The following is a 24755-nucleotide window of genomic DNA, read 5'->3' on the forward strand; positions in this document are numbered from 1 at the left end:
GATCTCTAGCTAACACAAATTTTGTGAGCACCTAGAAAAACTGTGGGAGCTGGCTTGCCAGCGATGGCGGCCTGACAGCCAGCCCTTCACTTATAACTGCAACCCAGTGCGCGGCCGCCCACATCCGTGCACCCCGCGCCATCATCGCGCACCCACCCCCCGGTGACCTTCGCCACCGGGTTGCGAAATCTGATTCAAAAAAATATTCATGGCCCGTTTTTGAATCAAGCCAATCGAAATCGAACCAGCAGTTCGCTTTAGCGCCTCGCCGTGCGACAAAACCCCGCATCCGCTGGTGAATCACTTGAATCAATCCGCGAAAAAAACGGCACAAGCGTTGCAATAGCTCGAACATCTTCCGCCTTCCGAAGTTTGGTAGCCCAGATGGATCGAGATGGTTTGTGTTCCGCGCTACAGCAGCAGTTTGAATCGTTCCCCAAGCAGGAGCGGGCTGCAGCGGCGTTCATTCTGAATAACCCGCACGAAGTCGCGGTCATGTCGATGCGTGATCTGGCGCGCCTGGCCAATGTGCCGCCGTCGACCATGACCCGGCTGGCCAAGCGAGTCGGGCTCAGTGGCTACGACGATTTGCGCGCCCTGTTCATTGATTCACTGCGCGGGCAAAACAATGCCTACGGTTCACGGGCCCACGATTTGATTGAGTTGAATCAACGGGTCGGCGCCCATCGGGTGGTGCAGGACATGGCCAACAACGCCATTGAGCACATCCAGTCGATGTGCAGCCCGGAGAACCTCGACGCCATCGAGCGTTCGGTGCAGTTGCTGGCCAGTGCGCGGCAGATCTACTGCCTGGGTTTGCGCTCTTCCTATGGCGTGGCATTCCAGTTCGCCCACGTGGCCTCTTACTTCGCCAAGAACGTGCGGCTGGTGGAAGGCTCCGGCGAGAGCGGGGTGATGACCATCATCAACCAGACCACTTCGCGGGACGTCGCCTTGGTGTGCAGCCTGCCGCGCTATTCGCGACGCTTGATCACCCTGACCAACTACCTGCATCAGCAAGGCGTGCGGGTGATCACCATCACCGACAGCCTGACCTCGCCGACGGCGCGGCTGGCCACGGAATCGATCATCGTCAAGAACCACAACCCGTCGTTCTACGACACGATCGTGCCGGCCATGTTGATCAGCGAAATGCTCGTGGCGCTGCTCTCGGCCACTTCCACCAAAGACACCGAGGCCTCAGTCACCCAGACCGAAGAAAAGCTTTTGAGCCTCGGCGAATGGTGGGACCTGGGCTGATTGACCCAGCCGCCGCGATCCACCGGCCGGCAACGAATTCCTCTCACAGAACGCAACCCCGACGGAGCTGCACCATGAAAAATCGACCGTTTCATTTGTTCAAATCGACCGTTCTCGGCGCCGGTCTGTGCGCCTTGCTGTCGGTCACCGGCGCGCACGCTGGCGAAGCGCTGGACAACATCCTCAACAACAAGCAAATCAGGATTGCCGTGCCGGTGGACTATCCACCTTACGGCTACGTCGGCCCGGACATGGCGCCACGCGGCCTGGACATCGACGTCGCCAAGCTGATGGCCGACAAGCTCGGAGTCAAGCTGCAGCTGGTGCCGGTGACCGCGCCGAACCGCGTTGCTTACCTGCAATCGGGCAAGGCGGATTTCACCATTTCGTCCCTGGGCAAAACCGCCGAGCGGGAAAAGGTCATCGACTACAGCATCGCTTACTCGCCGTTCTTCGATGCGGTGTTCGGCGCTAAAGCGTTGCAGGCCAAAACCATGGCTGACCTGGCCGGCAAAAGCGTCTCGGTGACCCGTGGCTCAATGCAGGACAAAGAGCTCACGGACATGGCGCCACAAGCCATCGCCAAACGCTTCGAAGACAACAACAGCACGATCTCCGCGTTCCTCTCCGGGCAGACCCAACTGGTGGCCATCGGCACCACCGTGGCGGCGGCGCTGAAAGAGAAAAACCCGGCGCTGGATATCGAGCTGAAAGTGGTGCTCTCCAACTCGCCAAACTACATCGGCATGGTCAAGGATCAGCCTGAGTTGCGGGCCAAGGTCAACGACATCATTCGCACCGCCAAGGCCGACGGCACCCTGGACGCGATCTCGCAGAAATGGCTCGGCGCGCCGGCCGGCGACCTGCCTGAATAAGCATGAAGACGCCCGTGCCCGTCCTCACCACGTTGTCGAACTGGAGCGCCAATGTCGGCCTCGCGGACATTCCCGAGGCGGTGCAGCAGGTGGCGGTCCGCTGCCTGATCGACACCCTCGGCGTCGCCTTGGCCGGCAGTGCCAGCGACGTCGCGGCCAAGGTCCGCCGGGTGGCGAACCAGTCAGGCGCGGCGGGCGAGTGCAGCGTGCTTGGCCAGGCGCAGCGCTTGAGTGCACCGGCCGCGGCGTTTGCCAATGCAGTGGCGGCGCATGCGCTGGATTTCGATGACAACGCCTATCCGGGTTTCGTCCACGGCTCGATGGTGATCCTGCCGGCGGCCCTGGCGGTGGCGCAGATGCGCGGGCTCAGTGGCAGCCAATGGCTGACCGCGTTCGTGGTCGGCGCCGAGTGTGAATACGCGCTGGCCAGGATGCTGACGCGGCACCTTTACGACCAAGGCTGGTGGACCACCGGCGTGCTCGGTTCGGTCGGTGCTTGTGCAGCGGCCTGCCATGCGCTGGGCCTGAACGCCGAGCAAACGACGAATGCCATGGGCATTGTCGTGAGCGGTACCGGTGGCATGAAGGCCGGTTTTGGCAGCGATGCCAAAGTGCTGATGGCCGGCCGCGCCAGTGAATCGGGAGTGGTCGCCGCCTTACTCGCCCAGGCCGGCAGCACGGGCCCGGCGGGCATTGTCGAGCACCCTCGAGGCCTGGCGGCGATGTTCAATGCCGGCGTGCTGGACGAGGGGGGGTTGCAAGGCCTCGGTTGCGACTGGAGCCTGCTCGACCCCGGCGTCGACATCAAACGCATTGCCGTGTGCCTGTCGGCGCACGCCGCGGTCGATGCCTTGCGCGAGCTGTTGCAGGACCCGGCGATCAGCCCCGACGCCATCGAACGGATCGTCTGCGACGCGCCGCCGATTGTTGTCGAGAACCTGATCTACCCGCTGCCAGTCACCCGCCAGCAAGCGCAGTTCAGCCTGCAATTCGCGCTGGCGCTGACCTGGCGCGAGGGTGATGTCGCGCTGGAACACGTCAGCCAGGAGATGACCCAGCGTTGCGACATCCTCATCTGCATGCCGCGCATCAGCCTGATCAGCAGCGCGCGTTGGGCCGACCCCGCCTTGCGCCAATCGGCTCCGGAAGGTGCCTGGGTCAAGCTGTGGCTCAAGGACGGCAGCACGCGGGAAGGCTTTTGTGCGAGGCCGATTGGCACGGCCAGCAACCCGCTCAGCCGTGGCCAGTTGCGCGCCAAGTTTCTGAAATGCAGCATCCAGGTGCTGGCTTTACCGGCGGCGCAGTCATTGCTCGCCGATCTCGAGCAGGTGCAACACCTCGCTAACGTTCGGGCGCTGTGGCCCGAAGTCCATTCCCAAGAGGTGCACGCATGACGTTTGATTTTCTGGCAGTGCTCAACCAGTGGCCGCTGTTGCTTCAGGGCTTGCTGCTGACCGTATTCCTGACCCTGATTTCCGCAGTCGTGGGCACGGCGCTGGGGATTGGCTGCGGCTGGGTCCGCAGCAAGGGCCCGAGATGGGCGCGCTGGGCCGTGGGGACGTACGTTGAGCTGATCCGCAATACGCCTTTCATCATTCAGCTGTTCTTCATTTTCTTCGGCTTGCCGACCCTGGGTTTCAAACTCACGGCACTGACCGCGGCGATCCTGGCCAATGTGATCAACCTCGCAGCCTACGTCAGCGAGATCGCCCGCTCGGGCATCGAGTCGACCCCGCAAGGCCAGTTGGAAGCCGCGCAAAGCCTGGCGTTGAACCGCTGGCAAATCTTCTCCCGCGTGGTGCTGCCGCCGGCGTTGAAACGGGTGTGGCCGGCACTGGTCGGGCAAACCATCATCATCATGCTCGGCTCGGCGGTGTGCAGTCAGATCTCCACCCAGGAGCTGTCCTACGCCGCCAACCAGATCGCCAGCAGTTCATTCCGCAACTTCGAAACCTACATCATCGTAGCTGGCCTTTACCTGGCCCTGGCTATCGCATTGCGCCGCCTCCTGAACTGGATCGGTCCGCGCTTCATCTTCGGTCGCTGAGGGCACGCCAATGTTCGAATTCACGGTATGGGACATCGCCCGCAACCTGCTGTTGGCCATGCGCTGGACGGTCGGCTTGTCGCTGATTGCCTTCGTCGGCGGCGCGCTGGTCGGCGGCTTGCTGGTGGTGGTGCGCCTCAAGGGCAATCGCCTGGTGCAACTGCTGGTGATGGGTTACGTCCAGGTGTTCCAGGGCACGCCGCTGCTGCTGCAGTTGTTCCTGGTGTATTTCGGCCTGTCGATGTTTGGCCTGCAGACTTCGTCGCTGGTGGCCGCGTCGATTTGCCTGACGCTCTACGCCAGTGCCTACCTCACGGAAATCTGGCGCGGCTGCATCAACTCGGTCGACCGGGGCCAGTGGGAGGCCGGCGGCAGCCTGGCGCTGAGTTTCGGTGAACAGCTGCGCTACGTGATCGTGCCGCAAGCGGTGCGCATCGGCATCGCGCCGACCGTGGGTTTCATGGTGCAAATCATCAAGGCCACCGCGCTGACCTCGGTGATCGGCTTCGTCGAGATGACCCGCGCCGGGCAGATCATCACCAACGCCACGTTCCAGCCATTTCTGATCTATGGGTCGGTCGCACTGATGTATTTCGCCCTGTGCTTCCCGCTGTCGCTGTACAGCCGCCGCCTCGAAAACTCTCTTCGCCGCTAAGGACGCTCCGCTCATGACGCTATCAACCACCCTCACCGACACCGCGCCGTTTGCGTTGGTCGACATCCGTGGCTTGCGCAAAAGCTACGGCGACAACGAAGTGCTGCGCGGCATCGATTTGCAGATCGCCCGCAAGGAAGTGGTGTGCATCATCGGCCGCAGCGGCTCGGGCAAAAGCACCTTGCTGCGCTGCCTCAATGGCCTGGAGCAGTTCCAGCACGGCTCGGTGATGGTCGACGGGCAACCGATCCGCCAGGACGACCGCCGGGCGATGCGCGAATTGCGGCAGAACGTCGGGATGATTTTCCAGAACTTCAACCTGTTCCCGCACCTCAGCGCCGGGCAGAACGTGATGCTCGCGCCCAGCCTGGTCAAACGCACGGCCCGCGAAGATGCCCGCCACCAGGCGAGAAAACTGTTGGCACGGGTGGGCCTGGCCGAGCGCTTCGATTATTTCCCCGATCAACTGTCCGGCGGCCAGCAACAACGGGTGGCAATCGCCCGCGCCTTGGCGATGAACCCACACGTGTTGTTGTGCGACGAAATCACCTCGGCCCTCGACCCGGAGCTGGTGGGTGAAGTGCTGCAAGTGGTCGAAGGCCTGGCCAACGAAGGCATGACGCTGATCATGGTCACCCACGAAATGGCCTTTGCCCGGCGCGTCAGCGATCGGGTGATTTTCATGCACCAAGGCAACGTGCACGAAGTCGGCGACCCTGAAACCCTGTTCAGCGCCCCGCACACCGCCGAGTTGCAGCGCTTCCTGTCAATAACCCCGTGACCGCCCGGCACGCGGCTTCCCCTTATTGAAACTTCACACCCTGGAGACAACCATGAGCTTCCCGTTGACCGTCCCACCGTCGAAAAAACACCAGAGCTTCCTGTGGTCGCCGATCTGCACCGACCTCGACCAACTCGACGCGCACATCGCCATCCTCGGTATTCCGTTTGGCAAGGCTTACATTGCCGAGCACATCACCTGCGACCAGAGCAAAGCGCCGGACGCGATCCGGGCCATGAGCGACCGCATCTGCCGCGCCCTGCATCACTACGATTTCGATGTGAACGGCCCGATCTACGACAACCGTGACCTCAAGGTTGTGGATTGCGGCAACGTGCCGGCCGACCCTGCCGACCTCGACGCAACCTCGCTGCGCGCCGAGCAAGCGGTGCGCAAGATCCTCGCGGCGGGCGCCATGCCGATCGTGCTGGGCGGCGACCACAGCATCCCGATCCCGATCCTGCGCGCCTACGACGACCAGGGCCCGATCACCCTGATCCACATCGACGCGCACCTGGACTGGCGCGACGAAATCAATGGCGTGCGCGACGGCTTGTCCAGCCCGATCCGCCGCGCGTCGGAGATGGAACACATCGGCGAGATTTTCCAGATCGGCCTGCGCGCCCAGGGCAGTGGCCGCGAGACCGATTTCCAGGCCGCAGTCGACTACGGCGCGCACCTGATCACCGCGTATGACGTGCACGATCACGGCATGCAATCGGTGCTGGATCGCATCCCGGACGGCGGCCAGTATTACCTGACCATCGACGCCGACGGCCTCGACCCGTCGATCATGCCCGGCGTGGCCGGCCCGGCCCTGGGCGGCATCACGTACGTGCAGATCCGCAAGCTGATCCACGGCCTGGTCAACAAGGGCAAGGTCGTGGGCATGGACATCGTTGAAATCACCCCGACCACCGACGTCAACAACATCAGCTGCATCACCGCCGGCCGACTGATCGTCAACCTGATCGGCGCAGCGGTGCGCGCCGACTATTTCGACGCCGCCAAGTTGTAATCGAAACGGAATGGCTGATGGAGATTGACGTGATCGCGGTGATTCCGCAGTGATGGGCTCCAAGCCGACTATTCAGGCAATCCCGCCAGACGCAATCCATCGCTGAACCGCTGAAAGTCCGCGGGCCGCTGAATCGGTAACCAGTCCTGGAGATTGCTCAGGCGCAGTGTCGGGTCGAGTGCGCGCAGGCGTTGCATCGCCTGTTCGGCCCTGTCCATGTTGCCGCTCAAGGCATGGCTGGCCGCAATCAGCGCGACCGGAGGCAGCAGGGTTGGCAAGTTCACCAAGGCTTGTTCCGCCCAGTTCGCCGCGCAATCGAAGTGCCCGGCGAAGAAGTTTGCCAGCGCCATGCCGACCTGCATCCTGAACCGCTCCGGGTCCAGTGGGCTGAGGCGCACGGCGTGCTCCAGATGACGGATCGCTTCGTCGGTTTCGCCGTGCAACGCCCGCAGGATGCCGCCCAGGTACCAAGCCGGAGCGTAGTTGGGATTGAGCAGGCGGGCGCGGTCGAGCAGGGCGATGGCGCTGTCGATTTCACCGGCCAGGTGCGCCAGTGCATGGCCGCCGCGCGTCAGCGCCACCGCATCGTCCCGGCCCAGCGACACCGCCAGCCGTGCCAGCCGCGCGCCTTCGGCAATTTCTCGGGGTCTGTCGGTCATCCAGCCGTTGAGCTTGCGCCAGAAGTGGCACCACGCCGCCAGCCCGTAGGCCGATGCGTAATCGGGATCGCGCTCGATGGCCTGATAAAACAACGGCAACGCCACATCGATTGCCTCGCGGCTGCCGCTGTGCAGTTTGGCCATGCCCTGCAGGTACAAATCGTAGGCGTCGAGGCTGTCCGTCGGTTTGCGCTTGGCCCGCGCGATTTCCGCCAGCTCCAGCTGCGGTGCGATGGCGCCGACTACGCTTTCGGCAATCTGGTCCTGCAATTCGAAGACGTCGCGCAACTGGCCTTCGAAGCGCTCGGCCCACAGATGCGTGCCGGTGGTCGCGTCGATCAGTTGCCCGGTGATGCGCACTTTGTCGCCGCACTTGCGCACGCTGCCTTCCAGCACATAACGCACCCCCAGTTCCGCGCCGATGCCTTGCACGTCCACCGAACGGCCCTTGTAGGTGAAGCTGGAATTGCGCGCGATCACGAACAGCCAGCGGATCCGCGAGAGGGCGGCAATGATGTCCTCGACCATGCCGTCGGCGAAGTATTCCTGCTCCGGGTCACCGCTCAGATTGTGGAATGGCAGCACGGTAATCGAAGGTTTGTCCGGCAAGCGCAGGGGCGAGCGCTTTGGATCTGGCGCGGGGGCGGAATCTTCGCCGAACGGCCCGGGCAAAGGCGAAGTGTCGCAGCCGCCCTCGACCCTGACCTCGCCGACAAAACGGTAGCCCTTGCGGGCGATGGTGCGCACCAGACGTTGTTCTTCGCCAGTGTCGCCGATGGCTTTGCGCACGGCGTTGATGTGGCTGGTGATGGTCGATTCCGAGACGATCCGGCCCTTCCACACGGCCTGCAGCAGTTCATCCTTGCTGACCACGCGGTCGCGCTGGCCGAGCAACAGCAGCAACAGGTCAAACACTTGCGGCCCGACAGCCACGACCTGCCCACGCACGGTCAATTCACGGCGTTGCCGGTCCAGCACGAAGTCTTCGAACACGAATCGCAAGGTCAGTCTCTCCCGGTCGAGCGCCCTCAATCATACGGCAGCGCCTGACTGGCCGCATCGGGCATGGTGCCTTGGACGCAAATCCAAGGCAAACCCAAGGTCGACCCAAGGACATGCTCCCCGCCCCGGGGCACGCTTAACCCCATCGACGGTAACGGTTGCCGTCACGCAGCGGAGAGCACCCATGAAGATTGTCGTAATCGGTGGCACCGGTCTCATTGGTTCGAAACTGGTGAAGACCTTGCGTGAACGCGGCCACGACGCACTCGCCGCCGGCCCCAGCACCGGGGTCAACAGCATCACCCGCGAGGGCCTGGCCCAGGCGATGGACGGCGCCCAAGTCGTGGTCGATGTGGCCAATGCGCCGTCCTGGGAAGACCAGGCGGTACTGGACTTCTTCGAGACCTCCAGCCGTAACCTGTTAGCGGCGGAAGAGGCCGCCGGCGTGCGGCACCACGTCGCCCTGTCGATCGTCGGCAGCGAGCGCCTGCCGGAGAACGGCTATTTCCGCGCCAAAGTGGCCCAGGAAAACATCATCAAGGCCTCCCGAGTGCCGTACAGCCTGCTGCGCGCTACGCAGTTTTTCGAGTTTGTTGGCGGGATTGCCCAATCATCCACAGTCGGCGAACAGATTTGCGTCTCACCGGCGCTGATCCAGCCATTGGCGTCCGATGACGTGGTGGCGGCGCTGGCGGATGTCACCCTCGGCGCACCGCTCAATGGCACCGCGGAAGTGGCCGGGCCCGAAGCCATGCCGCTGGACGAACTGGTCCGGCGCTATCTGCGCGCGACCCACGACCCGCGCAACGTCTTGCCAGACGTGCACGCCCGTTATTTCGGTTCCGAGCTCGATGACCAATCGCTGACCCCCGGCAAAGACGCGCGCCTGGGACTGATCCGCTTCGACGACTGGCTCGCGCACACTCACCCGCAGGCCGGGCGCTGAGGTCACGAAGGCTACGCTTTTACCCCAACCACTCAGGAGTTCTGCCATGTTGATGCGTGTTTTTTCTGCGGTTGCCCTTGCGGCCTTGGCCACCACCAGTGCGTTCGCCGCCGACCGGCCCGCCAGCAAGGTGACGGTGGTGTTCGATCACCCGATTCCGAACATCCCCGGCAAGAGCATGCGCGGCGTGCTGGTCGAGTACGGGCCGGGTGCGGGCTCGCCATCCCACACCCACCCGAAAACCGCGTTCATCTACGCCACGGTGCTGGAAGGCTCGATTCGCAGCGCGGTCAATGGCGCACCGGCGAAGGTGTACAACGTCGGCGAAAACTTCATCGAAGAGCCCGGCTCCCACCATGAAGTCAGTGCCAACGCCAGCGACAGCAAACCGGCGAAGCTGCTGGCGGTGTTTGTCCTCGACACGGATGAAAAAGAATTGGTCACCCCGGCCAACAAGTAACTGCGCAAGCGCTTGACCGCGTCATCGCCGGGCGGCACCTGCGTGTCGCCCGGCTTCTCGTGATCGCCGGTACGTCGCCGATCAGTAATCCCAGAACCCCGCCACCCAGCGGAATGCGTCGCCATCAATCGCCACGCGGCCCACGGAAGGGAAGGGCAGATGCGTGGCCACGAACAATTCGCCGCTGGCCGCGGCTTCCTGCATCAAGCGCACGCGCACGCGCACCGATTCTTCCGGGTCATGCTCAAAACCGTTGTGCCAATCCGGGTGCTCGAAGGCCACCGGGAACAGCGCGTCGCCGGCAAACGTCAGGCGTTCGCCGCCGGACGTGACGTAGACCACGCTGTGCCCAGGGGTGTGGCCGCCGGTGAGTTTGGCCACCACGCCCGGCGCCACTTCATGTTCCTGATCGAAGGTGTGCAGGTTGCTGCGGTAAGCTTCGGCGAATTGCTGGGCGGTGGCGCGCAGCACGTCCGGCACGGGCTCGGGCATGGTGGTCTGGGTGAAATCCGGCGCGGTCCAGAAGTCGACTTCGGTCTGCGCGACGTGAATGCGCACGTCGTCGCGCAACTGGTTTTTCACCTCTTCCACCAGCAAGCCGCCGACGTGGTCCATGTGCATGTGGGTGATGATCACGTCAGTGATCGACGACAGTGGAATGCCGGCAGCCTCGAGGCGTTTGGGGAACTGCCCGGCGCGGGGGAAGCCGGGGAACTGCCCGCCGAGGCCGGCGTCGACCAGAATGACCTGCTCGCCGCTGCGGATCACCATCACGTTCAGTGCCCAGTCGAATGCGTCCGGGCCGAGGAACATTTGCTTGAACCAGGCCGCGCGGGCAGCGGGGTCGGCGTTGGTGGACATGGTCGAGGTCGGCAGCGGCAGCACGCCGTCGCTGATCACCAGCACATCAATCTCCCCGACCCGCACGGCGTAGCGCGACGGCACCAGTTCTTCGAGGCTCGCCTGCGAGGGAAACGAGGCGTGCACGTTCAGTTCTGGCTGGTTGTCGGTAGAGTGGTTCAGATAAGTTGTCATGGTTGTTCTCCGGTTGCCCGTGGCAAAAATGGCCGGCGAAATCGTGCGCTGCGGGGGAGCCGCGTGACGTTTCGCTCAGGACCTGAGTGTGCTCCGGACCCGTGCCGACCGGTACCATACAAGGGTATTCCGGATCATACGGGGGTATAGGTGGGGCGCTGGTTGTGGCGCCGAAACTGTCCGTTGAGCAGCACGCGCTTGACTCTCTTGCGACACTTGGCGTTATGCTTGCGTCAAATGTCGCAAAGAGGGCGTTACCATGTCCGCAGCAAATCAGGCCGATCGGTCGGCAGCCAGAGCCACACGACCGGTAGCGGCACGGGCGGTGAAAACCCGCACACCGACTCAAGTGCTGTTACACGGCCGCGACGCGGATACGGCCTTGTCGATTATCCGCTACGTGCAAGAAGGCTTTCATCTGAGCGACGTGCGGGACATGCTCGCCACGTCGGCGCTGTACATGAATTACGGTCTGGTCGAGCGCATCACCGGCAAGTCCGTGCGGACGGTGCAGCGGTTGGCCAAAGAGACCGAGCCGGTGCGACTGAATCAGCAGCAGAGCACCGTTGCCTTCCAATTCGCGCAAACACTGGAGCACGCCACCCGCGTGTTCGGCAGCCAGTCGTTGGCGGAAGACTGGCTGCAAAAACCCTGCAAGTACCTGGACGGGCATGTGCCGCTGGATCTGGTCGACAATTCCCTGGGCTTCCAAGTGGTCGAGGACTACCTGACGCGGATTGAACACGGGGTTTATCAGTGAATCCCTTGCCCTGGGACGGGCAATGGCACGCGTGGCGACTCGACCGTGCGGTGCACAAAGACGCCTGGGACAGCGGCATCGGCGCGCAAACTACCGGTGGCCGCTGGAACCCGCCCGGCCGCCGGGTAATTTACGCATCGGCCGACCCGTCGACCGCCATTCTGGAAGTCGCGGCCCACACCGGTTTTGATACGCTGGACCGGGTCCCGCATGTGCTGACATGTTTTGCAGTGCTGGACCCGACGCTGATCAAAGTGCTGCAGCCCGAAGACGTCCCCAACCCGAACTGGCTGATCCCCGCGCAACCTTCACCCAACCAGCAATGCTTTGCCGACGAATTGCTGGCCCGGCATCCGTTTCTGCTCATCCCCTCGGCGGTCTCCCGTCATTCGTGGAATCTACTGGTGAGCTGCGACCTGGCGATGGACCAATTCAAACTGGTGTCGCAGGAGCGGTTTGGTCTGGACACTCGGTTGGTCAGCTGAACATTGCTGTTTTCTACCGATCATCATCATCAGCACGGCGGCGAGGATTACTTCGCCGGCGTTCATTCTGATCACGCTGCCGTTTCTAGCCTGTCTTTCGAAGTCGTTGGTTTTCTTGAGGGGCCGCTTCGCGACCCAACGGGGGCAAGCCCCCTCACCACCGAAGTTGCTCGGCGGGAGCAAGCCCTCTCACCACAAAGGCTACGCCGCGGGGCTGGCGGGCGGGCCGCTGCTGTTGCTATGGTCTGACCATGCTTTCACTCCGGCCGCTCCCCGCCGAAGGCGCCACCCACAGGACATTCACCCATGAGCGACGAGCTGGACCGTAAGATCAGAAACTTCCTGTGCATCTCCATGCACGGCTCGATTTCGGCGGCGTCCGAGCAGTTGAATGTATCGCAGCCGAGCCTCAGCCGGCAGCTTGCGAGCCTGGAGGCGCACCTCGGCAATCCGCTGTTTCGCCGCACTGGCCGGGGCCTGGTGTTGACCGATGCCGGGACGCACCTGGCGTCGCTGGCGGGGCCGGCGTTTATGGCGGTGGACGCAGCCATCGCGCAGATTCGCGACCAGTTCGGCATCACCCAGGGCAGTTTGCGCCTGGCCACGGTGCACACCTTGACCTACTACTTTCTTGGCGACTTGGTGTCGCGGTTCGTGCATCAAAACCAGGACGTCAACGTGTCGTTCATGGCCCGCAGTTCCACCGAAGTGGTGAAATTGGTGGAGTCGGGGCGGGCGGATCTGGGTTTTGTTTACGACAGCGAAGTGGCCTCGAAAGAATTGATCTCGATGGTGCTGTTCACCGAGTCGATGTCGATGGTGGTGCGGCTCGACCCCGACAACCCCGCACCCAGCGTTGTTGACTGGAGCCAGCAACCCCTGCGGCTGGTGGTGTTCCCCAGCGGCTACGCGTTGCGGCGCATGCTCGACACCTGCGCGGTGCCGTACAGCGTGGCCGCCGAAGTGGAAACGGTGGACGCCATGTTGGAGCTGGTATCGTCCGGGGTCGGTGCGTGCATCCTGCCGACGCTGATCCCGCAACGGGTGCTGGACCAATACCACCTGACGCGCATCACCGAAGTCACACCGGCACTCAACCGTAAAGTGGTGGCGATCTACCGCGCCGATCCGCCGCCCACCGCCATCACCAAAGCGATTCTTGGCTTTGCCATCGAGGCGGCCAAGGCCCTGAAGTGAATAGCTGATATAGCCCCAGCCTCATCGCCAGCGGTGCTCGCGCTTCCTATGCTTGAGCCACCGTTGAAAGCGCATGAGGAATGCCACCGTGAACCAGGATCTACGCAGTAAAGAGTACTTCGATCAGCGGGCCACCAGCGAAATGGCCCAGCACCTCAAATCCAAAGACATGCCGCTCAAACAACGGCTGGCCTACGCCGCGCGCATCCTCGCGATGACCGGGCAAGAGGCCGGGCTGGCCGGGCAGTTGACCGCGCGTTCCGAGCGCGACGATACCTACTGGACCCTGCGCTTCGGCCTCGGCTTCGAAGAGGCCACGGCGGATGACTTCATCGAGGTCGACAAAGACCTCAACACCGTCACCGGCGAAGGCATGGCCAACCCGGCGACGCGCTTCCATTTGTGGGTGTATCGCAACCGCCCCGACGTCACGTCGATCATTCACACCCACTCACCCTGGGCCTCGGCCTTGGCGGCGGCACGCCAGCCGTTGGTGATTTCGCAGATGGACATGACGCCGCTATTCAACGATTGCGCGTTCCTCGGCGAGTGGCCCGGCGTGCCGATTGCCGACCACGAAGGCACGTTGATTTCCGAAGCACTGGGCGGCAAGAAATCGATCATTCTGGCGCACCACGGCTACCTCACCGCCGGCGTGTCTGTCGAAGAGGCCACCTACCTGTCGGTGTACCTGGAGCGGGCGGCGCGCATGCAAATCCGCGCGCAGGCGTTTGGCGCGCTGACGCCGGTCGATCCGGTATTGGCCCAGGAAGCACACGACTACTTGCTCAAGCCCTCCATCGTGCGCGCGACCTTTGATTACTGGTGCCGCCAGACCCACCGCGTCCCCGGCATGCCGCCGCTGTAAGCCCTTGAAGCACAAGCGCCCATACCGCGTCAGCGGATGGGCCACGGATTTGCATACCCATAAGAAAGCCTCTCTCAACCCTTACTGCCCAATAAAAGGACTGAAAAATGTCGAGAACAAATAAGGCAGGTGCGGCGCCTTCAGCCGTTAAACGTCAGACCGTGATCGCGGGCTTGGCAAGCATGATGGGCACCACTATCGAGTGGTACGACTATTTCCTCTACGGCACCGCTGCGGCGCTGATCTTCAACAAAATTTTCTTCCCGGATTTCGATCCGGTCACCGGCACCCTGGCCGCGTTCGCTACTTACGCGGTGGGCTTCTTTGCGCGACCGTTTGGCGGCATTGTGTTCGGCCATTTCGGCGACCGATTGGGCCGCAAATCGATGCTGCTGATCACGCTGTTCATGATGGGTATCCCGACCATCATCATCGGCCTGATTCCGTCCTACGACGCCATCGGTTATTGGGCGGCGGTGCTGCTGGTGGTGATGCGCCTGCTACAGGGCATCGCGGTCGGCGGCGAGTGGGGCGGGGCGATTCTGTTGGCGGTCGAGCACGCCCCGGAAGGCAAGAAGGGCTTCTTCGGCAGCTTGCCGCAAACCGGCGTTGCCCCCGGCCTGATCCTCTCGTCGCTGGCGATGGGCGCGGTGGCGCAATTGCCGGAGGAAGACATGCTCAGTTGGGGCTGGCGGATTCCGTTCCTGGCCAGTGCCGCGTTGTTGTTGGTGGGCTGGTACATCCGCGAGAAAGTCGCCGAGTCGCCGGACTTCATTGCGGTGAAGCACGACATCCCCCAGGAGATGCCATTCAAAACCGTATTGCGCGACCATCCCCGCGCCTTGCTGGCCGTGGCGGGTGCACGCCTGGCGGAAGTGACCTGGTTCTACACCGTCGCCACGTTCTCCCTGGCTTACGCCACCAAGACCCTGGCGATCCCCAAGGACTTGATGCTCAACGCCGTGGTCTGGGGCGCGACCGTGGCCATGTTCACCATGCCGGTGTGCGGTTGGCTGGGGGACAAGGTCGGCCAGCGCAAGATGTTCGCCATCGGCATCGTCGGGGTGATTCTGTTTTCCTCGGTGTTCTTCCAGTTGCTGCAAACCCAGGAACGGTTCTGGATCGTGTTCGCCATGGTGGTGGCCATCGGGATTATCTACGCGATGCTCTACGGGCCCGAGGGCGCGCTGTTTTCCGGGCAATTCGCGCCGGAAGTGCGCTACACCGGCATTTCCGTGGCGGTGCAAGTGTCCGGCGCGATTGGCGGTGGCCTGGCGCCGATCATCGCCACCTCGTTGCTGGCCTATGGCGGAGGCGACCCGTTCTACATCAACGGCTACCTGATGGGGCTGGGGCTGCTAGCGCTGATCGCCGTGTCGCAGATGAGGTCGGTCACGGCGGCGAAAGCGCCCGCGCCGGTCGTCAGTGGCCGGGTACCGGTGCGCTCGTCATAGCGGTTTCGCAGTGCAGGGTTGCGAGGGCCCATGGGATCTGGCTAATATACGCTACATATACATTTCATATCAGGCCGACCCATGGGCATCGTCAAGATTTCAGAAGAAGTGCACGAGCATCTGCGCATCGCCAGCGCGGCGCTCAGCCGTTCGATCAACGCGCAGGCCGAGCACTGGATGCGCATTGGCATGCTCTCGGAGCTGCACCCCAATCTCGATCACAGCGACATCTGTCGCTTGCTGATCCGCGCGGAACTGGCCGGGGGCCTCGAGCTGAAACAGCTATGCGCCCTGGCCGACAGTGTCGAACAGCAACCCCGCGTCAGTGCCGGAGCAGAACAATGAACAGCCGCGCCGCGATCAAGAACGGAGTTCCGATTCATTCCCTGGCCAACATTGCCCAGTCGCAGATTGCTGGCACCCTGGCCGCTGAAGTGCTGGCGATGATCACACCGCACGTTAAGCCGGATGTCACCACCGATGAGCTCGACCGGCTCTGCCACGACTACATCGTCAATGTGCAGAAGGCGATTCCCGGCAACATCGGTTACCACGGCTTCCCGAAAACCGTGTGCACCTCGGTCAACCAGGTGGTGTGCCATGGCATTCCGGACGGCACCGTGTTGCGCGATGGCGACATCCTCAATATCGACATTGCCGTGGTCAAGGACGGCTGGTACGGCGATACCAGCCGCATGTACTTCGTCGGCGAACCCAGCGAACAGGCCCGGCATTTGGTCAAGACCACCTACGACGCAATGTGCGCGGGCATCCGCGTGGTGCGTCCCGGCGCGACGCTGGGCGATATCGGTCACGCGATCCAGAGCGTTGCAGAAGAGCAGGGCTACAGCGTCGTGCGCGAGTATTGCGGGCATGGCATCGGCAAGACCTATCACGACGAGCCGCAGATCCTGCATTACGGCTATCCGGGCCAGGGACGCAAGCTCGAAACCGGGATGATCTTCACCATCGAGCCGATGCTCAACGCCGGCAAGCGCCACGTCAAAACCCTCGGCGACGGCTGGACGGTGGTTACCAAGGACCAATCCTGGTCGGCGCAGTGGGAGCACATGGTGGCGGTCACCGACAACGGTTTCAGGATCCTGACGCCGTGGCCGGACAGCCACGCTGAGTACCCTGCCATCGTCTGAACGCCAGTATTTTCCCTTCCTCCAGACGCCGCCCCTTGGCGTCTGTCTTGCATCTCCGGCAGCATGCGCCTGCAGCCACTGCCGGTGTCTGTTGCCTGGGTGTCGCTTCGCTCGTCTCGCGGCAACCCTTAAGTAAATAAAATCGTTGAAAAATATTTCCATAAGCTTTAAACGAGAAGCTCGCCAGCACTTTGCTAGCATTGGGTAATCGAGTATCGCCAGTAATCTGGCTCAGGGAGGCTGATGAGTGTTCGTCCATTAACCGGCTCCGCTCGGCGATCGAACGATGGCGACGATGTCGCCTCTCAATTGAAAGGGAACTCGGGTACGGTCGGCATGGCATACGCTGGCAACGGGGACAGGATCGAGCATTGGCTGGACTCGGCACGCGGCTGGGCCCACACCACGGCGTGGGTGGTTTATCGCGCCGGGGAGCAATTGCATTGGATCGGGCAGGGCGACCCACAGGCGCAATGGCCGGCCAGTGTGGAGAATGAAAGCTTCGACGCCTTTTGCCGCAGCCGTGGCTTGCACCGCTGGCCCACCGGGCGCGGCGAAAGCGTGCTCGGTTGGCTGCTCGCGCCCAGCGAGCATGCGGCAGAACCGGCGCTCGCCGAGTTGGCCCAGCGCCTGGGCATCGAAGTGCAGAGCAACACCTTGGCCCGCGCGCAAATTACCCAACGGGTGCTGTACGAAATCACCTACTTGGCCAGCTCTACCCGCGACCGCGCGGTGTTTCTGGTGGGCGTGCACCAATTGCTGGCCAGCCTGATCGACGCCGAAAATTTCTACCTCGCCCTCTACGACCCGCACACCCGCAAAATCGACTACCCGTACTACGTCGACATCATTGATGTCGACGCCGTGGAGTCCGAGCACTACGAATACCTCGATCCGACACACCTTTCGTTGACAGGTCAGGTATTGGTCAGCGGCCAGCCGCTGTTCGTCGACGCCGCCGCCATTCGCGCCGCCGAAGCCGAGAACCGCTTCCACTGCGTCGGCGATCGCCCGGAATTCTGGATGGGCGCACCGCTCAAGAATGCCTCGGACGACGTGTTCGGCATGCTCGCCATGCAGGTCTACGACGTCGCCCGCACCTACAGCGCTGAGGACCGCGCGCTGTTTCTGGTGGTCGCGCGCCATGTGGCCATGGCGCTGGACCGCATTCTGCACCGCGAAGACCTGGAACAAACAGTGATGCGCCGTACCCTGGAGCTGTCGGCGCTGAACGACGCCTTGCGCCAGGAAGTGGCGGTGCGCGAGCGCGCCGAGCATCTGCAAAGCGCGCTGTTCCAGATTGCCGAGCTGTCGAGCCAGCCCGGCGACATGGCAGAGTTGTTCCAGACCCTGCATGGCATCGTCGGTGATCTGCTGTTCGCGCAAAACTTCTACATCGCGCTGTACGACGATGCCAGCGATGAAGTGACTTTTCCCTATTACGTCGATGAACGCCTGACTACCCGCCCGGCGGCGCGGTCGGGACGTCGTGGCCTGACCGAATACGTGATTCGCCAGCGGCGGCCGTGTCTGGTAGATCGCAACGAGTCCGAGCGCTTGTCCGCCGAGGGTGAAGTGGAGTTGGCCTCCGAGTCGGTGCGCTCGCACTCGTGGCTGGGCATTCCGCTGTTTGATGGCGATGCAGTTCGCGGCGTGCTGGCAGTGCAGAGCTACACCTCGAACGTCTGGTACACCCAGCGCGATCAGGAATTGCTGACCTTCGTCTCGCGCCACATCGACACCGCGTTGTCACGGCGCACCGCCGCTGAGGCGATCCACGCCGCCAACCTCAAACTGGAAGCCAGGGTGCAGAGCCGTACCCGCGAACTCGACCACGCCAACGCCAAGTTGCAGCACGAAAACTCCCACGATGCCCTGACCGGCCTGCCGAATCGCACCTATTTGCAGCAGCGGCTCAACCTGGCCTGGTCACGCTTCGAAAGCGACGGCGGGCCGGTGGCGGTGATGTTCATTGACCTCGACCGTTTCAAACTGGTCAACGACAGCCTCGGCCACCATTTCGGCGACCTGCTGCTGATGCAGGCCGCCCACCGCTTGCGCAGTTGCCTGCGCGACACTGACATGCTCGCGCGCCTGGGTGGCGATGAGTTCGCGGTACTGGCACCGGATGCCGTGCTGGAGGTCGTGGTCGAGATCGCTCAACGGATCTTGGCGGCGTTCGACTTGCCGTTTTTCATCAACGGCCACGAAGTGTTCTCGTCCTGCAGCATCGGCATTGTCAGCGCTGACAGCCAGTTTCATCACGAACCCGCCGACCTGCTGCGCGACGCGGACGCGGCGATGTACCGGGTCAAAAGCGCCGGACGCGACAGCTACGCAGTGTTCAACCAGGAATTGCGCCGCGAGGTGTCCGACCAAGTCGAACGCGAAGGCGCGTTGCGCAACGCGCTGAAACGCACCGACGAATTGCTGCCGTATTTTCAGCCGATTGTCAGCGTCGACAGCGGTGAATTGGTGGCCCTGGAAGCGCTGATTCGCTGGCGTCAGCCGGGTGGACGGATCATGGCGCCGGGGGAATTTCTGCCGGACGTTGAGGGCCTGCGCCTGATCGGTCGCCTGGACTTGTACATGCTCACCAGCATTGCCGTGATCCTCGCTGAGCCTGAACACGCCAACTGGCCGCCGGTGCACGTCAACTGCTCCAGCTACAGCATGACCCGCCCGGACTTCGCCAGTGAAGTGCTGGCGCTGTTGGCCCGGCACGGTGTCGCGCCGTCGCGGATTTGCCTGGAACTCACTGAAGGCGCGCTGGTGGCCGAACCCGCCATCGCCCGCCTGACCATGCAGCAACTGGCCGACAACGGCATGTCGGTGGTGCTCGACGACTTCGGCGCCGGTTTCTCGTCCCTGAGCTACGTGCACCAGTACCGCTTCAGCGGCCTGAAAATCGACAAATCCTTCATCCTCGAACTCACCACCAGCGCCCGCAGCCGCGCCATTGTCCGCGCCATCGTGCGCATGGCCGAATCCCTCGACCTCAGCGTCGTCGCCGAAGGCGTCGAAGACGAAGCCACGTTGATCCTCCTACGGGAAATGGGCGCCGGCCAGGCCCAGGGCTACTACTTCGCCAAACCGATGGGGCTGGAGGCGTTGTTGGCGACGGTGTTGGACGGAGCCCAGGACTGACCCGCCTGGTCATAATGCCAACGAATCACCTGCGCCATCGCCAGCACCCCTTCACCCGCACGGTCCGCAACGTGCAGTCCGACGGCGAAGTCCGGCAGGGGCGGCAGGCCTGATTCCGCGCCCAGCTCGTGCAGGCCGTCGGGGATCAGCGAGCGCAACCACGGCGTCACGGCGAGTTCGCTGCGCACGGTGGAGAGGGTGGTGTCGACCGAGGCGTTTTCGAAGACGACGCGCCAAGTGATTTGCGCCTCGCTCAACAGGGCGAAAGCGGTGCTGCGGAAGGTGCAGGTGGAGGTGACGAAGCACAGCGGCAAGGGGCGTTGGCGATGGAGTTCGCCCGGGGTGCCGATCCACACCAGCGGCTCGACGTACAAACGTTCGCCGCTGCTCTGGCTGGCCGGAGTCTGGCTGAGGGTCAGGTCGACATGGCCGTTGGCGAATGCCTGCATGAGGTCGACGGAGGAGCCGGTGACGATGCTGATGGCGACGCCGGGATGACGCTCGGCGTAGGTTTTCAGGACCGGCGCGAAGTGCGCGCCGGCCATGTCATACGGCACGCCGACCCGTACGGTTTCGCTGATGGCGCTGCCGATCATCTCGTTGCACAGGTTGTCATTGAGGTCGAGCAGTTGCCGGGCTTTGGGCAGCAACTGGATGCCGCGTTCGGTGAGTTGCGTGCCTCGGGCATCCCGCTCCAGCAGCAGGCAATTGAAGAAAACTTCCAGGCGTTTGATCTGCTGGCTGATGCCGCCCTGGGTCAGGTGCAGTTGCCGCGCGGCGGCGCTGATGCTGCCGGTTTGCGCGACTGTCACGAACGTGCGGATCAAGACGAGATCGAGGTTGCGAAGTCTGGACATGGGCCGGCCATTACGAATGCTAATGGCGGCATTATAAACATTCGATGTTGCGCGTCACCCCGGCGAATTAGATTGGCGCTCCCCCTTACGGAGCACGCCCCATGATCCTCAGCGGTCACGCCACCAACATTGAATCGGCCCTGGCCAAAGTCACCGAGCACTGGTCGCCGCAGGTCATCGGCCAGGTCAACGACCAGTACATCAAAGTAGCCAAGCTCAAAGGCGAATTGATGTGGCATGCCCACGCCGATGAAGACGAGCTGTTTATGGTGGTGTACGGAACGCTGAAGATTCAGTTGGAGGACCGCGACCTGCTGCTGCAACCGGGGGAATTCTGCGTGATTCCCAAGGGCGTGCGGCACAACCCGGTGGCGGAGCAGGAGTGCGGCATCGTGCTGATTGAAACGGTCACGACGCTGCACACCGGCGATGAAATCAGCGCCCGCAGCGTGCCGCTGGAACGGCAGTTGCGCTGAGCGCGGGGCTCAACCCTTGATATAAATCTCCGCCGCGTTACTGCCCAAACCTTCAGCGCCGACGAAGAACCGGTTGACCCGTTTGTCATAGACGATGGGGTTGACCAGGGTCGAGATGCCCAGGTCCGGCAAGTCCTCGACGATGATTGTCTGGAATTCGGCGAACAGCGTGAAGCGTTTCTGCACGTCGGTTTCCACGGCGGCGGCTTCGAGCAACGCGTCGACTTTCGGGTTGCTGTAATGCGCGCCGTTAGAGAAGGGCACGCCGGGCTGGAAGTTTTTCGACCAGTACAGCCGTTGCACACCGACCGTGGGGTCGAACAGGTTGCTCATGCCGTTGAGGGTAAAGTCGAAGTCGCGGTCGGTGTAGACCCGTTTGACGTACGTGGCGAAGTCCTGCGAGCGCAGCGTCACCTGGATGCCGATCTTCGCCAGGGCTTGTTTGATGTAGTCGGCGGTGCGGCGGTAGGTCTCCGGGCCGGGCAGCGGATCGAGCGTCAGTTTGAAGCGCACGCCGTTGCCAGCGCGGGGCAGGCCGGCTTCGTCGAGCAACTGGTTAGCCTTGGCCACGTCGAAGGCGTAGCGCGGCAGATCGGCGCTGTAGAAGTTTTTCATGTCCGGGCTGATCGGCCCGTACAGCGACTGGCCGTAGCCGAGGAAGATGGTTTTGCGGATGAATTCCAAGTTGATCGCGTGGGCGATGGCGCGGCGCACGGCATGTTGCTTGAGGTAGGGGTTGTCGAAGTTGAACTCCACGCGGGTGATGCCGTTGATGTACGGCTCGCCGCGATCCTCGATGCTCAGGCGCGCATTGTTCTTGATCCGCTCGATGTCGCTCAGCGGCACGCCGCCGGTGGAGATGTCGATTTCCCCGGCTTCCAGCGCCGCGACAGTGGCAGCGGAGTCGGCAATGAAGCGCACGATGATCCGGTCCAGGTACGGCTTGGGCGCGTCCCAGTAATTGGGGTTGCGTTCGAGGATCACGTGGCTGCCGCGCACCCATTCCTTGAACACGAAAGGCCCGGTGCCAATGGGTGCGGTGGCGTTCGGGTGGGTCTCGGGGCGCGCGTCCTGATAGACGTGCCTGGCCACGATCGGCGACTCGCAGGCGGCGAGGGCGGTGAGCAAATAGGGCGCCGGTTTGCTCAATTTCAACTGCACCAGGTGCGGGTTGATCGCAGTGATGCTGGCGACATTGGCGAAGGTCGCCCGGCCACGGGGGTTGGAGGCTTTCAGGGTTTGCAGGGAGAACACCACGTCATCGGCGCTGAAGTCCTGGCCGTCGTGCCACTTCACGCCCTGACGCAAACTGAAGGTGTATTCCAGGCCATCGTCACTGACGGTCCAGGCCGTGGCCAGTTGTGGCAGCGGCTTGAGGTCGAGGTCGTAGGTCAGCAAGCCTTCGGTGACTTTGCCGGTGATGTACACCGCCGCGCCGGCCGTGTGGGTCAGGTTAACCAGGATTGGCGGCTCGATGGCGATGTGCAGCTTCAGGGTGCCGCCGCGCACCGGGCCGTCGTCGGCGAACGAGAAACGCGGGGTCAGTTGCAACAGGGTAGTAGTGGCGCCGGCGTAGGCCAGCAACTGGCGTCGGGTCAGGGTCATGAGGCGGTCCGTTGATGGTTGAAAGCGTCGGTCAGGCCGTCGCCGATCAGGTTGAAGGCGAGCACGGTGAGGAAGATCGCCAGGCCGGGGATCGCCGTCAGGAACCACGCAGTGCGAATCTGCTCGCGGCCACTGCCGATCATGCTGCCCCAGCTCACCTGGTTCGGATCGCCGAGGCCCATGAACGACAGCGCCGATTCCATCAGCACTGCCGAGGCGACCATGATCGACGCAGTGACGATCAGCGTCGGCAGGATGTTCGGCAGCACTTCCAGAGCGATGATGCGCAGGTGGCTGTAGCCGACGCTGCGTGCGGCGAGGATGTATTCGCGCTCGCGGATCGAGCGCACTTCGGCGCGCATCAATCGGGCGACCGTGGGCCAGGAAATAATGCCGATGGCGAAAATCAGGGTGGGCACCGACGGTTGCGCGATGGCCACCAGCGCTACCAGCAGCACGAAACTGGGCATGGTCTGGAAAATCTCGATCAGCCGTTGCAGGCCATAGTCGACGCGGCCGCCGAAGTAGCCGGCGACGGCGCCGATGCACACGCCAAGCGTGACGCCAAACAGGCTTGCCAGCAGACCCACTTGCAGCGACACCCGACCGCCGTGAACGATCCCCGCCATCAAGTCGCGGCCCAGTGCATCGGTGCCGAGCGGGTAGTGCCAGTCCTGGCCGGGCCACAGCAGTGGATCGGCTTCCATCGCCAGCGGATCACCGGGGTAAAGCAGCGGGGCGATCAGCGCCAGCAGGGAAATGCTCAGCAGGAACAGCAATCCGCCGACGGCCGTAGGGTTGCGCAGGAACTTGCGCAGTGTGCTCATCGGCGGCTCCGGATGCGCGGGTCGAGCCAGGTTTGCAGCAGGTCCACCAGCACATTGGTGACGATCACCAGCAGCGACGACACCAGCAAAATTCCCAGCAGCACGTTGTAGTCCCGGGCCATCACCGCGTCATAGGCCAGGCGTCCGAGGCCCGGCAGGCTGAACACGGTTTCAATCACCACCGCGCCACCGAGCATGCCGCCCAGGTGCAGACCGGCCATGGTCGTGATCGGCAGCAAGGCGTTGCGCAGCACGTGTTTGAACGTGATGACCCACGGCGACAACCCCTTCGCGGTGGCGGTGCGCACGTAGTCCTGAGACCCGGCTTCGAGCATTGAGGCGCGGGTCAGGCGCGCATAAATGGCGATGTAGATCAGCGCCAGGGAACTGGCCGGCAAGGCCATGTAACGCAGGGTATCGAGCAAGGCGGCCCAGCCATGCAGGTCGGCGCCGATGGTGCCAGCGCCGCCGGTGGGCAGCCAGCCGAGCTTGACCGAAAACACCACGATCAGCATCAGGCCGATCCAGAATCCCGGCACCGAATAGAAGAACTGCGAGCACACCGACAACAGCCGATCCGGCCAGCGCCCGTGCCAGTGCGCCATGAGCATGCCGAGGGCGATGCCGAGCAGCAGCGAGAAAAAAAGCGCCAGCAACATCAAGGTCAGGGTGGTGCCGAGACGCTGCGAGATCAGCGCTTCCACCGACGAGCCATAACGCGGCGAGTAACCCAGGTTGAATTGCGCCAGGTTGCTCAGGTAATTCCACAACTGGATGCCGATGGATTGGTCGAGGCCAAATTGGCTGCGCAACGCCGCCAGGCTTTCCTGGGTGGCGGAACCGGATTCCCCGGCCATCACGTCGGCGGCATCGCCCGGCGCTAATTGCAGTAGGAGAAAGTTAATCAGCAAAATACCGAGCATGGTCGGCAAGGTATGCAGCAACGCACGCCAAAGTGCGTGGCTTAAAGTCAGCAAGATCTTCATTGAATGATTCCATCAAGTGCGCCGCTATTAACGGGTTGCTTATAACCTTTGTCAATGAAGGAAAAAGTTCTATGGTTATGCTTTTGCGCTTATCTAAGCATAGATAAAAACGATATACGTCGCGCAAGTCCCAATGATTGACGGGTCGCCGATGGATGATTACTGTCGGCCTCCAGCCAATAACCAAGTTGTTGGCGAAAGAGG

At 62.8% G+C, this 24755-nt stretch carries 24 protein-coding genes; 18 read left to right on the forward strand and 6 right to left on the reverse strand.

The genetic code is table 11. From position 1 onward, the window contains the following. Positions 1 to 384: 384 nt before the first annotated feature. From RG836_RS19220 to RG836_RS19250, 7 genes are all read left to right on the forward strand, one after another. Complete coding sequence (locus tag RG836_RS19220; RefSeq protein WP_310848482.1) at positions 385 to 1260, forward strand: MurR/RpiR family transcriptional regulator; 876 nt, start codon at positions 385 to 387, stop codon at positions 1258 to 1260. 74 nt (positions 1261 to 1334) lie between these two features. After that, positions 1335 to 2135 carry a transporter substrate-binding domain-containing protein gene (locus tag RG836_RS19225; protein ID WP_310848484.1) on the forward strand — a complete coding sequence of 267 codons (801 nt, stop codon included), beginning with the start codon at positions 1335 to 1337 and terminating at the stop codon, positions 2133 to 2135. A 2-nt stretch (positions 2136 to 2137) separates the two neighbouring features. After that, positions 2138 to 3529, forward strand: a complete 1392-nt coding sequence (locus RG836_RS19230) for an MmgE/PrpD family protein (protein WP_310848486.1) — start codon at positions 2138 to 2140, stop codon at positions 3527 to 3529. Further along, on the forward strand, positions 3526 to 4182 hold the full coding sequence (locus RG836_RS19235) for an amino acid ABC transporter permease (RefSeq protein ID WP_310848488.1): 657 nt from the start codon (positions 3526 to 3528) through the stop codon (positions 4180 to 4182). Before RG836_RS19230 ends, RG836_RS19235 begins: the two co-directional genes overlap by 4 nt. Before the next feature lie 10 nt (positions 4183 to 4192). After that, positions 4193 to 4837, forward strand: a complete 645-nt coding sequence (locus RG836_RS19240) for an amino acid ABC transporter permease (RefSeq protein WP_310848490.1) — start codon at positions 4193 to 4195, stop codon at positions 4835 to 4837. Between the two features lie 13 nt (positions 4838 to 4850). Beyond that, a complete protein-coding gene (locus tag RG836_RS19245; RefSeq protein ID WP_310848492.1) occupies positions 4851 to 5618 on the forward strand; it encodes an amino acid ABC transporter ATP-binding protein in 768 nt (255 codons plus the stop codon). Positions 5619 to 5670: 52 nt separating this feature from the next. Further along, positions 5671 to 6636 carry an agmatinase gene (locus tag RG836_RS19250; RefSeq protein ID WP_310848494.1) on the forward strand — a complete coding sequence of 322 codons (966 nt, stop codon included), beginning with the start codon at positions 5671 to 5673 and terminating at the stop codon, positions 6634 to 6636. A 68-nt stretch (positions 6637 to 6704) separates the two neighbouring features. Here the strand turns inward: RG836_RS19250 and RG836_RS19255 are convergent, their stop codons facing one another. Next, on the reverse strand, positions 6705 to 8297 hold the full coding sequence (locus RG836_RS19255) for a winged helix-turn-helix domain-containing protein (protein ID WP_310848496.1): 1593 nt from the start codon (positions 8295 to 8297) through the stop codon (positions 6705 to 6707). 184 nt (positions 8298 to 8481) lie between these two features. On the opposite strand from RG836_RS19255, the gene RG836_RS19260 reads away from it, so the two are divergent. Both RG836_RS19260 and RG836_RS19265 read left to right on the forward strand, forming a co-directional pair. Continuing rightward, complete coding sequence (locus RG836_RS19260) at positions 8482 to 9243, forward strand: SDR family oxidoreductase (RefSeq protein ID WP_310848498.1); 762 nt, start codon at positions 8482 to 8484, stop codon at positions 9241 to 9243. Positions 9244 to 9295: 52 nt separating this feature from the next. Beyond that, a complete protein-coding gene (locus RG836_RS19265; RefSeq protein WP_409078095.1) occupies positions 9296 to 9703 on the forward strand; it encodes a cupin domain-containing protein in 408 nt (135 codons plus the stop codon). An 81-nt stretch (positions 9704 to 9784) separates the two neighbouring features. Here RG836_RS19265 and RG836_RS19270 read toward each other — a convergent pair whose 3' ends face one another. Next, positions 9785 to 10738, reverse strand: coding sequence for an MBL fold metallo-hydrolase (locus RG836_RS19270; protein WP_310848502.1), 954 nt, complete (start codon positions 10736 to 10738; stop codon positions 9785 to 9787). A 259-nt stretch (positions 10739 to 10997) separates the two neighbouring features. Here RG836_RS19270 and RG836_RS19275 point away from each other — a divergent pair, with 259 nt between their 5' ends. The 8 genes from RG836_RS19275 to RG836_RS19310 all read left to right on the forward strand — a co-directional run bounded on the left by RG836_RS19275 (position 10998) and on the right by RG836_RS19310 (position 19800). Next, positions 10998 to 11498 (forward strand): antitoxin Xre/MbcA/ParS toxin-binding domain-containing protein, encoded by a 501-nt coding sequence (locus RG836_RS19275; RefSeq protein ID WP_310848503.1) that lies wholly within the window; start codon positions 10998 to 11000, stop codon positions 11496 to 11498. After that, positions 11495 to 11983: an RES family NAD+ phosphorylase gene (locus RG836_RS19280; RefSeq protein WP_310848505.1), complete on the forward strand. Its 489-nt coding sequence runs from the start codon at positions 11495 to 11497 to the stop codon at positions 11981 to 11983. The genes RG836_RS19275 and RG836_RS19280 overlap by 4 nt, the downstream gene beginning before the upstream one ends. Positions 11984 to 12289: 306 nt before the next feature. After that, a complete protein-coding gene (locus RG836_RS19285) occupies positions 12290 to 13180 on the forward strand; it encodes a LysR family transcriptional regulator (RefSeq protein ID WP_310848507.1) in 891 nt (296 codons plus the stop codon). 88 nt (positions 13181 to 13268) lie between these two features. Then, on the forward strand, positions 13269 to 14048 hold the full coding sequence (locus tag RG836_RS19290) for an aldolase (protein WP_310848509.1): 780 nt from the start codon (positions 13269 to 13271) through the stop codon (positions 14046 to 14048). A gap of 107 nt (positions 14049 to 14155) precedes the next feature. After that, complete coding sequence (locus tag RG836_RS19295; RefSeq protein WP_310848511.1) at positions 14156 to 15502, forward strand: MFS transporter; 1347 nt, start codon at positions 14156 to 14158, stop codon at positions 15500 to 15502. Positions 15503 to 15583: 81 nt separating this feature from the next. Beyond that, a complete protein-coding gene (locus RG836_RS19300) occupies positions 15584 to 15847 on the forward strand; it encodes a ParD-like family protein (RefSeq protein WP_310848513.1) in 264 nt (87 codons plus the stop codon). Continuing rightward, on the forward strand, positions 15844 to 16653 hold the full coding sequence (gene map / locus RG836_RS19305) for a type I methionyl aminopeptidase (RefSeq protein WP_409078094.1): 810 nt from the start codon (positions 15844 to 15846) through the stop codon (positions 16651 to 16653). Before RG836_RS19300 ends, map begins: the two co-directional genes overlap by 4 nt. Positions 16654 to 16896: 243 nt before the next feature. Next, positions 16897 to 19800: a sensor domain-containing phosphodiesterase gene (locus tag RG836_RS19310; RefSeq protein WP_310848515.1), complete on the forward strand. Its 2904-nt coding sequence runs from the start codon at positions 16897 to 16899 to the stop codon at positions 19798 to 19800. Here RG836_RS19310 and RG836_RS19315 read toward each other — a convergent pair. After that, on the reverse strand, positions 19734 to 20657 hold the full coding sequence (locus RG836_RS19315) for a LysR family transcriptional regulator (RefSeq protein WP_310848517.1): 924 nt from the start codon (positions 20655 to 20657) through the stop codon (positions 19734 to 19736). The two genes, RG836_RS19310 and RG836_RS19315, sit on opposite strands and share 67 nt — an antisense overlap. Positions 20658 to 20758: 101 nt before the next feature. Between RG836_RS19315 and RG836_RS19320 the strand changes: the two genes are divergently transcribed. Then, the gene (locus tag RG836_RS19320; RefSeq protein ID WP_310848519.1) at positions 20759 to 21133 is read left to right on the forward strand and encodes a cupin domain-containing protein; all 375 of its coding nucleotides are present in this window, start codon (positions 20759 to 20761) and stop codon (positions 21131 to 21133) included. A gap of 9 nt (positions 21134 to 21142) precedes the next feature. On the opposite strand, the gene RG836_RS19325 is transcribed toward RG836_RS19320, so the two are convergent. The 3 genes from RG836_RS19325 to RG836_RS19335 are packed head-to-tail and all read right to left on the reverse strand — an operon-like array spanning position 21143 to position 24551. Next, a complete protein-coding gene (locus RG836_RS19325) occupies positions 21143 to 22738 on the reverse strand; it encodes an ABC transporter substrate-binding protein (RefSeq protein WP_310848521.1) in 1596 nt (531 codons plus the stop codon). Continuing rightward, positions 22735 to 23565 (reverse strand): ABC transporter permease, encoded by an 831-nt coding sequence (locus tag RG836_RS19330; protein ID WP_310848523.1) that lies wholly within the window; start codon positions 23563 to 23565, stop codon positions 22735 to 22737. Before RG836_RS19330 ends, RG836_RS19325 begins: the two co-directional genes overlap by 4 nt. Next, complete coding sequence (locus RG836_RS19335) at positions 23562 to 24551, reverse strand: ABC transporter permease (protein ID WP_310848525.1); 990 nt, start codon at positions 24549 to 24551, stop codon at positions 23562 to 23564. The genes RG836_RS19330 and RG836_RS19335 overlap by 4 nt, the downstream gene beginning before the upstream one ends. Between the last annotated feature and the right edge of the window lie 204 nt (positions 24552 to 24755).

This window comes from Pseudomonas rhizozeae, assembly GCF_031583775.1.
Lineage (GTDB): Bacteria > Pseudomonadota > Gammaproteobacteria > Pseudomonadales > Pseudomonadaceae > Aquipseudomonas.

Coding starts and splice junctions, on each gene's coding strand:
- RG836_RS19220 (WP_310848482.1), top strand. CDS start 385: ATGGATCGAGATGGTTTGTGTTCCGCGCTACAGCAGCAGTTTGAATCG.
- RG836_RS19225 (WP_310848484.1), top strand. CDS start 1,335: ATGAAAAATCGACCGTTTCATTTGTTCAAATCGACCGTTCTCGGCGCC.
- RG836_RS19230 (WP_310848486.1), top strand. CDS start 2,138: ATGAAGACGCCCGTGCCCGTCCTCACCACGTTGTCGAACTGGAGCGCC.
- RG836_RS19235 (WP_310848488.1), top strand. CDS start 3,526: ATGACGTTTGATTTTCTGGCAGTGCTCAACCAGTGGCCGCTGTTGCTT.
- RG836_RS19240 (WP_310848490.1), top strand. CDS start 4,193: ATGTTCGAATTCACGGTATGGGACATCGCCCGCAACCTGCTGTTGGCC.
- RG836_RS19245 (WP_310848492.1), top strand. CDS start 4,851: ATGACGCTATCAACCACCCTCACCGACACCGCGCCGTTTGCGTTGGTC.
- RG836_RS19250 (WP_310848494.1), top strand. CDS start 5,671: ATGAGCTTCCCGTTGACCGTCCCACCGTCGAAAAAACACCAGAGCTTC.
- RG836_RS19260 (WP_310848498.1), top strand. CDS start 8,482: ATGAAGATTGTCGTAATCGGTGGCACCGGTCTCATTGGTTCGAAACTG.
- RG836_RS19265 (WP_409078095.1), top strand. CDS start 9,296: ATGCGTGTTTTTTCTGCGGTTGCCCTTGCGGCCTTGGCCACCACCAGT.
- RG836_RS19270 (WP_310848502.1), bottom strand. CDS start 10,738: ATGACAACTTATCTGAACCACTCTACCGACAACCAGCCAGAACTGAAC.
- RG836_RS19275 (WP_310848503.1), top strand. CDS start 10,998: ATGTCCGCAGCAAATCAGGCCGATCGGTCGGCAGCCAGAGCCACACGA.
- RG836_RS19285 (WP_310848507.1), top strand. CDS start 12,290: ATGAGCGACGAGCTGGACCGTAAGATCAGAAACTTCCTGTGCATCTCC.
- RG836_RS19295 (WP_310848511.1), top strand. CDS start 14,156: ATGTCGAGAACAAATAAGGCAGGTGCGGCGCCTTCAGCCGTTAAACGT.
- RG836_RS19300 (WP_310848513.1), top strand. CDS start 15,584: ATGGGCATCGTCAAGATTTCAGAAGAAGTGCACGAGCATCTGCGCATC.
- map (WP_409078094.1), top strand. CDS start 15,844: ATGAACAGCCGCGCCGCGATCAAGAACGGAGTTCCGATTCATTCCCTG.
- RG836_RS19310 (WP_310848515.1), top strand. CDS start 16,897: ATGAGTGTTCGTCCATTAACCGGCTCCGCTCGGCGATCGAACGATGGC.
- RG836_RS19315 (WP_310848517.1), bottom strand. CDS start 20,657: ATGTCCAGACTTCGCAACCTCGATCTCGTCTTGATCCGCACGTTCGTG.
- RG836_RS19320 (WP_310848519.1), top strand. CDS start 20,759: ATGATCCTCAGCGGTCACGCCACCAACATTGAATCGGCCCTGGCCAAA.
- RG836_RS19325 (WP_310848521.1), bottom strand. CDS start 22,738: ATGACCCTGACCCGACGCCAGTTGCTGGCCTACGCCGGCGCCACTACT.
- RG836_RS19330 (WP_310848523.1), bottom strand. CDS start 23,565: ATGAGCACACTGCGCAAGTTCCTGCGCAACCCTACGGCCGTCGGCGGA.
- RG836_RS19335 (WP_310848525.1), bottom strand. CDS start 24,551: ATGAAGATCTTGCTGACTTTAAGCCACGCACTTTGGCGTGCGTTGCTG.